This is a genomic window from uncultured Microbacterium sp., assembly GCF_937927635.1.
GTDB lineage: Bacteria > Actinomycetota > Actinomycetes > Actinomycetales > Microbacteriaceae > Microbacterium.
In genome coordinates this window covers 1-11255 of sequence record NZ_CALBRW010000028.1, presented here as the reverse complement: position 1 = coordinate 11255, position 11255 = coordinate 1, and the positions used below count along the sequence as shown (strand labels likewise).

Sequence of the window (11255 nt, the reverse complement as noted above, 5' to 3'; positions counted from 1 at the left end):
GGGCGCAGTGTCATGAGAGTAATGGCTCAGATGTCGATGGTGATGAACCTCGACAAGTGCATCGGATGCCACACCTGCTCGGTCACGTGCAAGCAGGCGTGGACCAACCGCACCGGCGTGGAGTACGTGTGGTTCAACAACGTCGAGACCCGGCCGGGCGTCGGCTATCCGCGGGGCTACGAGGACCAGGAGAAGTGGCAGGGCGGCTGGGTGCGCGACAAGCGCGGGCGGCTGCGGCTGCGGGCCGGCGGAAGGCTGTCCAAGCTCGCGCGCATCTTCTCCAACCCCAAGCTGCCCGGCATCGACGACTATTACGAGCCGTGGACCTACGACTACGACATGCTCGTGAACGCTCCGGGTGGCGAGCACACCCCCGTCGCACGGCCGAAGAGCCTGATCACCGGCAAGGACATGAAGGTGTCCTGGTCGGCGAACTGGGATGACGACCTGGGCGGCTCCGTCGAGACCATGCAGCAGGACCCCGTCCTGCAGAAGATGAGCGGCGAGGTGAAGGCCGAGTTCGAGAAGGCCTTCATGTTCTACCTGCCGCGCATCTGCGAGCACTGCCTGAACCCGTCGTGCGTGGCATCCTGCCCCTCGGGCGCGATGTACAAGCGGCAGGAGGACGGCATCGTCCTGGTCGATCAGGACGCCTGCCGCGGCTGGCGGATGTGCATCTCCGGATGCCCGTACAAGAAGGTCTACTTCAACCACAAGACCGGCAAGGCCGAGAAGTGCACGTTCTGCTACCCGCGCATCGAGGTGGGCCTGCCTACCGTGTGCTCGGAGACCTGCGTGGGCCGGCTGCGGTACCTCGGTCTGGTGCTGTACGACGGGGATGCCGTGGCCGACGCCGCCGCGGTGGAGGACCCGAAGGAGCTGCTGAACGCGCAGCGCTCGGTGCTGCTGGATCCGCACGACCCCGCTGTGATCGAGGCGGCTCGGCGCGACGGCATCGCGGACGACTGGATCGAGGCCGCCCAGCGCAGCCCCGTCTGGCGGCTCATCCACGACTACGAGGTGGCGCTGCCGCTGCACCCGGAGTACCGCACCATGCCGATGGTCTGGTACATCCCGCCGCTCTCGCCCGTGGTCGACGTGGTCACAGGATCCGGCAACGACGGCGAGGATGCCCGCACGCTGTTCGCCGCCATCGACAAGCTGCGCATCCCCATCGAGTACCTGGCCGAGCTGTTCACGGCGGGGGAGGTGGCGCCGGTGGATGCCGCGCTGCGCAAGCTCGCCGCCATGCGTTCTTACATGCGCGGGGTCTCGATCGACGATGTGCGCGAGGAGTCCATCGCGGAGGCCGTCGGCATGACCGGTCGGGAGATCGAGGAGATGTACCGGCTGCTGGCCATCGCCAAGTACGAGGAGCGCTACGTCATCCCCGCCGCCCACCACGAGCAGGCGCACGACCTGGAGGAGATGGCCTGCTCGCTGGACTTCGAGGGCGGGCCGGGCATGGGCGGTGCCGGCGGGCCGTTCGGCGCGGCCAGCGGGCACGCGGTGCCGGTGGCGGTGGAGAACTTCCACGCGCTGTCGGACCGGCAGACCGCCGACCAGCCGTCCACTCCGGGGCGGATCAACCTGCTGAACTGGGACGGCAACGGCCGGCCGCAGGGACTGTTCCCGCCCGAGGGTGAACGGGCTGCCGAGCGGACGTACGAGGACGAGTCATGACCAGCCTGCTGCCGGGGCGGGTCACGCCTCGCCGCGCGCTGCCGGAGGCCCTGGCCCCGGCATCGCTCACGCGTGAGCAGCGCCGCACCGTGCACATGCTGGCCTCGCTGCTGCTGGACTATCCCGACGCGCAGTGGTTCGAGCGCCTGCCGGTCTTCGAAGCGCATGCGGCGGCTCTGCCGGCATCCGTCGGCGAACCGCTGGGCGAGCTGCTGCGCACGGCGCGCGAGAGCGGAGCATCCGCTCTGCAGAAGATGTACGTGACCACCTTCGATCTCAAGCGCAAGTGCTCGCTGTACCTCAGCTACTACGCCACCGGCGACACGCGTCGGCGCGGCACGGCGCTGGTGACGTTCCTCGACGCGTACCGCGCGGCAGGGTGGGAGTTCGACGCCGACGAGCTGCCGGACTACCTGCCGGCGGTGCTGGAGTTCTCGGCCCGGTCGCAATCCGATGTCGCGGATGCCGTGCTCTCGGCGCATCGTGACGGCATCGAGGTGCTGCGCGCGGCGCTGGAGGGCATGGACTCGCCGTGGGCGGGCGTGGTGCGCGCCGTCACGCTGTCGCTGCCGAAGGTGGATCAGCGCATCCGCGAGCGCGTCGCGGCGCTGGTGAACGAGGGGCCGCCGACCGAGACCGTGGGACTGAGCCTGCCCATGCCGACCTACCGGCCGATGGGGAACTCGATGCCGGTGAGCACCGGACTGATCGGAACGGGGGACCGGCCGTGAGCACCATGCAGATCCTGCTGTGGGTGGCGCTGCCGTACATGTGCGGGGCGATCTTCATCGTCGGGCACATCTGGCGCTACCGCTACGACAAGTTCGGGTGGACCACCCGCTCGTCGCAGACCTACGAGAACCGGCTGCTGCGGTGGGGCTCGCCGATGTTCCACTTCGGCATCCTGATGGTGATCGCAGGGCACGCGGTCGGCCTGTTCATCCCGCGCGAGTGGCTGTACGCCATCGGCATCAGCGAGGAGATCTACCACATCGGCGCCACCGTGCTCGGGTCGTTCGCGGCGGTCCTGACGCTGGCGGGGCTCGCGATCCTGATCTTCCGACGGCGCACGGTGCCGGCGGTGTTCCTCGCGACCACCGTGATGGACAAGGTGATGTACGTCTTCCTCGGCGCGACGCTGCTGTTCGGCACGGCGGCCACGGTCGTGTATCAGGTGTTCGGGCCGGGGTTCCGCTACCGCGAGACCATCTCGCCGTGGATCCGCGAGGCGCTGATCTTCCGTCCGCGGCCGGAGCTGATGGTCGACGTGCCGCTGCTGTTCCAGCTGCACGTGCTGACCGCCTGCATCCTTTTCGCGCTGTGGCCGTTCACACGCCTCGTGCACGTGTTCTCCGCGCCGGTCGGATACCTGTTCCGGCCCTACATCGTGTACCGGTCGCGGGACGAGCACCGCGGTTCTCAGTCGCCCAAGCGCGGCTGGGACCCCGTCGGCGCGGCGCCTGATCCTGCGCGGTTGCGGAGGCCGTGATTATTCACGGCCCGTTTCCGGCCGGGCGTGTCGGGTGTCTGTCATGATGAGTGCATGACAGGCGGAGGGGTCGCTTACGGGCCTATCTCGAGCTACTCGCGGGTGCAGATCCTGCATCTGCTCTTCGAGGCGGATGCCCAGCACGGGCGCGCGGAGCGCGGTCGCCCCGAGCTCACGATCGGCGAGCTGTGCGAGGCCACCGGCCTGCATGCCAACACTGTGCGCGAGCATCTGCAGCGGCTGATCGACGGCGGCTACGTCATCCCCTCCATCGAGCATCGCACGACGCGCGGCCGCCCGCGCACGTTGTACGCCGCGGCCACCGGTGAACCCGAGGCGTCCAGCCCCGTCGCCCGTGACAAGGTCGCCGCGGCTGCACGACGCGGCGACATGATCCGCCGGATCATGGACGAGGGTGAGTCGGAGCTGGGCCGGGATGCCACCTACCAGCTCGACGCCCTCATCGACCACCTCGAGGAGAGCGGCTTCGAGCCCGTCATCGACGAGGACGCGCTCACCGTCGAGCTGACGCCGTGCCCGCATGTCGCCAGCCGCCCCGAGCACCGGCCGGTCCTGTGCCAGGTGCACCTCGGGCTCATGCAGGGCGTGCTGACCCAGGCCGGAGGACCCCTGGCCGCGGACTGCGTGCGCGCCGCCGCCCGCCCCGATGAATGCACGGTGCAACTGCGCCGCACCGCGGCCTGATCCGGCCTCGGCGCCGTCCGCCCCGATACGCCCGCTTCGAGTGCTCGCTTCGAATACCGCGCTTCGCGGGTCGCAGATGTTCGCCTCGCGGGGTGAGAACGCGGCGTGTGCGCCACGGCGACGGGTGGGCAGCGATGCGCCGGACCGCAGCCGAGCGCACTCGCACTAGGGTCTTACCCATGGCAAAGGCGCACGCAGAAACCTCCACCTCGTTCGAGCGCGGGCTTGCCGTGATGATCCAGATCGCGTTGGCAGGGGAGACCAGCGTCGAGTCGGTCGCGGCGGACCTCGAAATCCCGGTGAGTACGGTCTATCGCTACATCCGGAGTCTGCGTGAACTCGACCTGGTCGAGGTGCGCAACGGGAACTACTTTCCCGGGTGGCGGCTGATCGAGCTGTCCGGCCAGTACCTGTCTCATGCCAGGCTGGCAGAGATCGGCGGCTCGATCCTCGAGTCCATCGTCGATGCGACATCCGAGACGGCCGTGCTGACCGTGCGCTCTGGCATCCACGCGATCTGCCTGCGCCAGGCGGTCTCTCCTCACCCCCTGCGCTACGCATTCAAAGTCAATCAGCTGCTGCCACTGCACGCGGGTGCCGGCCAGCGGGCGCTGCTCGCGTTCGCGCCCGAATCAGTGATTGACAACGTATTGGAGCACTCGATGCCGCGCTACACCCACAACACGCTGACTCGCCCCGACCTGCTGCGGCATCTCGACCAGATCCGCCAGAGCGGATATGCGATCTCTCGCGGCGAGCTGAACCAGGGCGCGGTCGCGGTCGCCCTTCCAGTCTTCTCCAAGGGTGAGATCATCTGTTCGCTCGCGGTCGCCGGCCCCGAGACGCGGTGCTCCAGCGCGGCCTGGCGCCAGCAGGCGATCACCGCGCTGCGCGCGGGGGTGAAGCTGCTGTCCGAGGCGGTGTAGCCAGCGGATGCGACGAGCATCCCGACCCCGCACGGCGCATCCCCGCGCGCCGCGTGACGTCGTCGACGACGGCTGAACGCGCGCGTTCTCAACATGTGGAAATCGCTCCTTCAGTGTGCCCCCGGGCACACCTACGGTTCCAGAACACCGCTGCATCGTCGCGCGGTGATCGTCGCCCGAACCGCAGTGATTCACGAACACTCGCTCCCGCTCAGGGGCTCCAACGAAGGAGATTTGCTCATGCTCAAGTCCACACTACGGCGGGGCGTCCTCGCGTCCGTCGCCGTCGCGGTACCCGCAGTTCTCGTGCTCGCAGGCTGCTCCGCCTCCGCCTCCGCCCCCGAGCCGACGGCGGCTGCCGGTGCCGAGGCGCCGCTGTTCAGCCAGCTGCCGACCGACGTGCAGAAGGCCGGCGTGATCGAAGTCGCCAGCAACGTCGAATACCCGCCGTTCGAGTCCTTCGACACCGACGGGAAGACCGTGATCGGGATCGACCGCGATATCGCTGATGAGCTGGAGAAGCAGCTCGGGGTGAAGCTGAACTTCAACCACATCTCGTTCGACGCGATCATCCCGGGACTGACCGGCGACCGCTACAAGCTGGCGATGTCGGCCATGTCCGACACGGTCGAGCGGCAGCAGCAGGTCGACTTCCTCGACTACTTCAATGCCGGCGGCTCGATCATGCTGCCTCCGAACACCGACGGGTCCGTGAAGACTCTCGCCGACCTGTGCGGCAAGGAAGCGGCCGTCGTGCAGGGCACCACGGAGGTCGATGACGCCGCGAGCGCCAGCGAGAAGTGCGTCGCGGACGGCAAGCAGCCCATCAAGAGCACCATCTACCCCGGCCAGAGCCAGGCTGTGCTCGCGGTGCAGAACGGTCGGGCAGACGCCGGACTTTTCGACTACACCGCCGCGTCCTACGTCGCAGCTCAGAGCAAGGCAGGTCTGACAGTGCTGCCGCCGTATCAGGCGGGTCCGTTCGGCATCGTGTTCCCCAAGAACAGCGCACTCATCCCGGTCTTCCAGAAGGCGCTCGTCGCTGTCGAGAAGAGCGGTCGCTACCTCGAGATCCTGAAGAAGTACCAGCAGGATGGCGGCGCCGTGACCGAGTTCGCCATCAATGGAACCAAGTAATGACCGACCTCGATCGGAGCCGGGACGACCTGACGGTCGTCCCGGCTCGTTACCCCGGACGCTGGGCGGCGGCCGTCGTGATGCTCGTGATCGCGGCGCTGATCGGAATCAGCATGGTCGCGAACGAACGCTTCGGCTGGGACGTGGTCGCGCAGTACCTCTTCGCTCCTCCCATCGTGGCCGGCCTGATGACCACACTGATGCTCACGGGTGCGTCGATGCTGATCGGCATCGTGCTCGGCATCCTGCTCGCGGTCGGGCGGCTGTCGCCGAACCCGATCGTCGCCGGCGCGGCCTGGCTGTACTCCTGGTTCTTCCGCGGCACTCCGCTGCTGGTGCAGCTGTTGTTCTGGTTCTTCCTGTCGGCGCTGTACCCGAAGATCGTGCTCGGAGTGCCGTTCGGACCCGAATGGCTCCACTTCGACACGAACTCATTGATCACGCCGCTCACAGCAGCCCTGCTGGGCCTCTCTCTGAATGAGGGCGCGTACATGAGCGAGATCGTTCGCGCCGGCATCATCGCCGTGCCCCGCGGACAGACCGAAGCGGCCGAGGCGATCGGCATGACCCGGATGCAGGCGATGTTCCGCGTCGTGCTGCCGCAGGCGATGCGAGTCATCATCCCGCCGACCGGGAACGAGGTGATCGGGATGCTGAAGAACACCTCGCTCGTTCTGGTGATCGGCTACTCGGAGCTGATGACCGCAACGCAGAGCATCTACGCACGGACCTTCGAGACCATTCCGATGCTCATCGTCGCGGCGATCTGGTATCTGGTGATGACAGCGGTGCTCTCCATCGCTCAGCACTACATCGAGAAGCGCGTCGGCCGCGGGTTCGAGCAGACGGTGCGCGTGCAGAAGCCTGCCATGACGGTCACCGAGGCCATCGCGACGCAAAGGAGAGTCAAGGCATGAACGCGTACGAACCCATGCTCCGCGCGATCGAAGTGAGGAAGAGCTACGGACATGTGGAGGTGCTCAAGGGCATCAGTCTCGACATCCCCCGCGGAAGCGTCGCGTGCCTGCTCGGGCCCTCCGGATCCGGCAAGAGCACCTTCCTGCGCTGCATCAACCACCTGGAGAAGATCGACGGCGGCGAGATGTGGGTGGCGGGTCAGCGCGTGGGCTACCGACGCGTCGGCAGCAGGCTGCATGAGCTCAAGGGCCGCGAGATCGCGAAGGCGCGCGCGGCGATCGGCATGGTCTTCCAGCAGTTCAACCTGTTCCCGCATCGCACCGTGCTCGAGAACGTCATCGAAGGGCCGCTCGTCACCAGGCGCGCCAACAAGGCGGACACCGTCCGCACGGCCCGTGAGCTGTTGAGCCGGGTCGGTCTGCTCGACAAGGTGGACCGCTACCCGGCTCAGCTGTCCGGGGGGCAGCAGCAGCGCGTCGCGATCGCTCGTGCGCTATGCATGGACCCCGAGCTGATGCTGTTCGACGAACCGACGTCGGCGCTGGATCCGGAGCTGGTCGGCGAAGTGCTCGACGTCATGAAGGATCTCGCCGGCAGGGGCATGTCGATGGTCGTCGTCACTCACGAGATGGGCTTCGCGCGCGACGTCGCAGACGTCGTCCATTTCATGGCCGATGGTCTCCTCGTCGAGAGCGGCCCGCCCAGCCAGGTCATCGACGACCCGCAGCACGAGAGGACCCGGTCCTTCCTAGCGAAGGTGCGGGAGTGACGCGTTATCAAAATATGAGAATCACCATTTGTACATGTCGAAAAGCCAATCTAGGTTCTCTTCTGAAAGGAGCGAAATGACTGCCATCACCATCGGGGCTCAGCCCATCACTCTCGAGCAATTCCTCGCCGTCGTGCGAGGTGACGCCGGGGTGCGCATCGCTCCCGAAGCCATCACGGCCATGGCCGGCAGTGAGAGCTGGCTCACCGACATCACCGACGCGATGCGCGCCGGTGAAGAGGTCGCGCCGGTGTACAGCATCAACACCGGTTTCGGCTCGCTCGCCGGCCGCCAGGCCTTCGGGGACATCGAGGATGCCTACGAGCTCTCCCGCCGGCTCATCCTGTCCAACGCCAGCGGCATCGGACGCTACCTCGATGAGGATGTGGTGCGCGGTTCCATGCTGGTCCGGGCCGTGAGCCTCACCCGCGGCTACTCGGCCGTCCGCCTCGTGGTGCCGCAGACGCTTCTCGACATGCTCGACAAGCACGTGCACCCGGCCGTCCCCGAATACGGCTCGCTCGGCGCCAGCGGCGACCTCATCCCGCTCGCCCACCTCGCGATCGTCATGTCCAAGGGCAAGGGGGAGGACGTCGAAGCCGACAGCGGCGAGGCGTTCCTCGACGGCGAGGTCGTCTCCGGCATCCGAGCGATGCAGCATGCGGGAATCGACCGCATCGTGCTCGGCCCGAAGGAGGGCCTCGCGCTCACGAACGGGACCTCGTTCTCGACTGCGCAGGCGGGGCTCGCGCTGGCCGACGCCATCAACGTGCTGGAGACCGCGCAGATCACTGCGGCCATGTCCATTGAAGCGCTCACCGGTTTCGGGGATGCATTCCTCCCGCAGATCCACGAGGCGCGGGGACACAAGGGGCAGATCGCGGTCGCAACCCGTATCCGCGAACTGCTCGACGGCAGCCGGCTCATCGACGGGTCCGAGCACGACGACCCGGTGGGACAGCCGCCGCAGGATGCCTACTCCCTGCGCTGCACGCCTCAGGTGCTCGGTCCGGTCAAAGACACTCTCGACTTCGCGCGCGGCATCATCGAGACCGAGATCAACGCGGCCACGGACAACCCGCTGATCTTCACCGACCTGCCGGCCACGCGCAGCCTCAAGGCGGTCTCGGGCGGGAACTTCCACGCCGAGTACGTCTCGTTCGCGTCGGACTTCATCTCGATCGTCACCACGGAGATCGGCAACATCGCCGAGCGGCGCATCTTCCGCCTCACCGACGGCACGCTCAACCGCGGCCTTCCCGATTATCTGATCGCGAGTGAGAAGGTCGGCATCGACTGCGGCTTCATGCTGCCGCAGTACTTGGCCGCAGCTCTCGTCTCCGACTGCAAGACCCTCGCGCACCCGGACAGCGTCGACTCGATCCCGACCAGTGCCAACCAGGAGGACCACGTGTCGATGGCGAACAACGCCGGCCGCCACGCGCGCCAGGTGGTCGCCAACATCGAGGGGGTCATCGGCATCGAACTGCTGATGGCGGCGCAGGCTCTGGAGCTGCGCCTGCAGGTGCTGGGCCTGACCACTGACGCGCTCGCCCCGGCCACTCGAGCGGTGCTCGAGCTCGTGCGCTCCACCCGGTCGGCCGATGGGCGTCCCCTCGACTTCATCACGCAGGACGTCGTCCTGTATCCGCGGGTTCGGGCCGCAATCGAACTCGTCCACAGTGGCGCCGTGCTCGAAGCAGTGCGCGGCGCGATCAACAACAAGCAAGGAGCAGCATCATGACCATCGCACAGGACGAAGTGGCAACGATCACCACGAAGCATCCGGGCGGGAACGCCACCGGTGTGAAGTTCGGTGAACCGCCCGCAGTGGCGCCGGAGATCCTCTACGAGGTCAAGGCGCAGCGCGGTGAGACCCTGCGTTGCAAGGGCTGGAAGCAGGAGACGATCCTGCGGATGCTCGAGAACAACATGGAGGTCGCGGAGCACCCCGAGCAGCTCGTGGTGTACGGCGGCATCGGCAAGGCCGCCCGCAACTGGGAGTCGTACCACGCCATCATCGATGCGCTCAAGAACCTCGAGGACGACGAGACCCTGGTGGTGCAGTCGGGCATGCCCGTGGCCGTCTTCGAGACGCACGAGCTGGCACCGCGCGTCGTCATGGCGACGACGAACTTCGTGCGTCCGGATTGGAAGACGTTCTACGAGCTGCACGACAAGAACCTGACGATCTTCGCGCAGTACACGGCCTCGCCGTGGGAGTACATCGGCACCCAGGGCGTGATCCAGGGGACGTTCGAGACGCTGCGCTCCGTCGCTAACATCCACCTCGACGGCACCTGGGAGGGCAAGGTCCTCGTCTGCGCCGGCATGGGCGGCATGGGCGGCAACCAGCCGCGCGCCATGACCATGCTGGGCGGTGTCTGCATCTGTGCCGACGCCGACGAGAACGTGGCCAAGCACCGGCTCGAGGTCGGCTATTGCGACGTGGTCGTGCATGATTTCAACGAGGCCGTGAAACTGGCCAAACAGGCCGCCGCCGAAAAGCGGGCGCTCGGCATCGCGCTGATCGGCAATGCGGTGGACGTGCTGAAGAAGGCGCGCGATACCGGCTTCATGCCCGACATCATCACGGACATGACCCCGGCGCACGATCCGCTGTCCTACATCCCCGACGGCCTGACGGTCGACGAGGCGCGCGAACTGCGCAAGACCAACCGCGACAAGTATTTCAAGCTGGCCGGCGCCTCGATGATCGAGCAGCTCCAGATCATGAACGAGTTCTACGACAAGGGCGTTCAGGTCTTCGAATACGGAAACTCGCTGCGCAAGGAAAGCCGCGATGCCGGCATGCCGGTGGACGAGGCGATGAAGATTCCCGGCTTCGTCGCCGCCTATATCCGCCCGCTCTTCTGCGAAGGGCGCGGACCATTCCGCTGGACCTGCATGTCGCGCGACGCCGGCGATCTCGCCAAGCTGGACGACGTGGTCGAGGAAATGTTCGCCGACGACGATCTGGTGCGGGGCTGGATCCAGCTTGCCCGCAAGCATATCCCGATCGAGGGCCTGCCGGCGCGCATCTGCTATCTCGGCTTCGGCCAGCGCAAGGCGTTCGGCATGCGCGTCAACGAGATGGTCCGTTCGGGCGAACTGAAAGGGCCGGTCGCCTTCTCGCGCGACAATCTGGACTCCGGCTCGATCGTCAATCCGACCTTCGAATCCGAGCGGATGAAGGACGGCAGCGACCTGATTTCCGACTGGCCCTATTTGAATGCGCTCTTGAACGTCGCCGCCGGCGCCGACCTCGTGGCGATCCAGGAGAACTACTCGATGGGTGAGGCCGTTCACACCGGCGTCACCATGATCGCCGACGGCTCGGCCGAGGCCGACGTTCGCTTGGCGGCCTGCCTGACCACTGACAGCGGCATCGGCGTGGTTCGCCATGCCCAGGCGGGCTATGATATCGCCCGCAAGACGGCTTCCGACCGGTTCACCAAGGACGGCGTGCAGGTTCCGTTGTGGTGGACCCCCACCGCGACCTTCGGGCCGGACGACGCCAAGGCGCCGCACAAGCAGACTAAATAAGCATAGGCAGACTAAATAAGCATAGGAAGGCACCGCCATGGGCAAGATCACGGCGCTCATCGAAAACGCAGGCCAGGTCCTG

10 protein-coding genes are annotated in these 11255 nt (G+C 66.8%); all 10 read left to right on the top strand.

The annotated features are described in order from the left end of the window. Window positions 1-12 precede the first annotated feature (12 nt). The 10 genes from narH (at window position 13) to Q0568_RS13465 (ending at window position 11173) form a co-directional block, all read left to right on the top strand. On the top strand, window positions 13-1683 hold the full coding sequence (gene narH, locus Q0568_RS13510) for a nitrate reductase subunit beta (RefSeq protein WP_298862675.1): 1671 nt from the start codon (window positions 13-15) through the stop codon (window positions 1681-1683). Continuing rightward, window positions 1680-2414: a nitrate reductase molybdenum cofactor assembly chaperone gene (narJ, locus tag Q0568_RS13505; RefSeq protein WP_298862672.1), complete on the top strand. Its 735-nt coding sequence runs from the start codon at window positions 1680-1682 to the stop codon at window positions 2412-2414. The genes narH and narJ overlap by 4 nt, the downstream gene beginning before the upstream one ends. Window positions 2415-2419: 5 nt before the next feature. Further along, window positions 2420-3172 (top strand): respiratory nitrate reductase subunit gamma, encoded by a 753-nt coding sequence (gene narI / locus Q0568_RS13500; RefSeq protein ID WP_298862782.1) that lies wholly within the window; start codon window positions 2420-2422, stop codon window positions 3170-3172. A gap of 54 nt (window positions 3173-3226) precedes the next feature. Beyond that, the gene (locus Q0568_RS13495; protein WP_298862669.1) at window positions 3227-3877 is read left to right on the top strand and encodes a helix-turn-helix domain-containing protein; all 651 of its coding nucleotides are present in this window, start codon (window positions 3227-3229) and stop codon (window positions 3875-3877) included. Between the two features lie 179 nt (window positions 3878-4056). After that, entirely contained in the window at window positions 4057-4803 is a 747-nt protein-coding gene (locus tag Q0568_RS13490) for an IclR family transcriptional regulator (RefSeq protein ID WP_298862666.1), read from the top strand. Between the two features lie 240 nt (window positions 4804-5043). Beyond that, window positions 5044-5940: an ABC transporter substrate-binding protein gene (locus Q0568_RS13485; protein WP_298862663.1), complete on the top strand. Its 897-nt coding sequence runs from the start codon at window positions 5044-5046 to the stop codon at window positions 5938-5940. Then, window positions 5940-6857 (top strand): amino acid ABC transporter permease, encoded by a 918-nt coding sequence (locus Q0568_RS13480; RefSeq protein ID WP_298862660.1) that lies wholly within the window; start codon window positions 5940-5942, stop codon window positions 6855-6857. The genes Q0568_RS13485 and Q0568_RS13480 overlap by 1 nt, the downstream gene beginning before the upstream one ends. After that, entirely contained in the window at window positions 6854-7627 is a 774-nt protein-coding gene (locus Q0568_RS13475; RefSeq protein ID WP_298862657.1) for an amino acid ABC transporter ATP-binding protein, read from the top strand. The genes Q0568_RS13480 and Q0568_RS13475 overlap by 4 nt, the downstream gene beginning before the upstream one ends. 76 nt (window positions 7628-7703) lie before the next feature. Next, window positions 7704-9371, top strand: coding sequence for a histidine ammonia-lyase (locus Q0568_RS13470; RefSeq protein ID WP_298862654.1), 1668 nt, complete (start codon window positions 7704-7706; stop codon window positions 9369-9371). After that, entirely contained in the window at window positions 9368-11173 is a 1806-nt protein-coding gene (locus Q0568_RS13465) for a urocanate hydratase (RefSeq protein ID WP_298867400.1), read from the top strand. The genes Q0568_RS13470 and Q0568_RS13465 overlap by 4 nt, the downstream gene beginning before the upstream one ends. Window positions 11174-11255: the final 82 nt, after the last annotated feature.

Bases quoted from the DNA above. Each gene is read 5' to 3' on its own strand.
- Q0568_RS13480 (WP_298862660.1), top strand. From the start codon at position 5,940: ATGACCGACCTCGATCGGAGCCGGGACGACCTGACGGTCGTCCCGGCT.
- Q0568_RS13485 (WP_298862663.1), top strand. From the start codon at position 5,044: ATGCTCAAGTCCACACTACGGCGGGGCGTCCTCGCGTCCGTCGCCGTC.
- Q0568_RS13475 (WP_298862657.1), top strand. From the start codon at position 6,854: ATGAACGCGTACGAACCCATGCTCCGCGCGATCGAAGTGAGGAAGAGC.
- Q0568_RS13490 (WP_298862666.1), top strand. From the start codon at position 4,057: ATGGCAAAGGCGCACGCAGAAACCTCCACCTCGTTCGAGCGCGGGCTT.
- narI (WP_298862782.1), top strand. From the start codon at position 2,420: ATGCAGATCCTGCTGTGGGTGGCGCTGCCGTACATGTGCGGGGCGATC.
- narH (WP_298862675.1), top strand. From the start codon at position 13: ATGAGAGTAATGGCTCAGATGTCGATGGTGATGAACCTCGACAAGTGC.
- Q0568_RS13495 (WP_298862669.1), top strand. From the start codon at position 3,227: ATGACAGGCGGAGGGGTCGCTTACGGGCCTATCTCGAGCTACTCGCGG.
- Q0568_RS13465 (WP_298867400.1), top strand. From the start codon at position 9,368: ATGACCATCGCACAGGACGAAGTGGCAACGATCACCACGAAGCATCCG.
- narJ (WP_298862672.1), top strand. From the start codon at position 1,680: ATGACCAGCCTGCTGCCGGGGCGGGTCACGCCTCGCCGCGCGCTGCCG.
- Q0568_RS13470 (WP_298862654.1), top strand. From the start codon at position 7,704: ATGACTGCCATCACCATCGGGGCTCAGCCCATCACTCTCGAGCAATTC.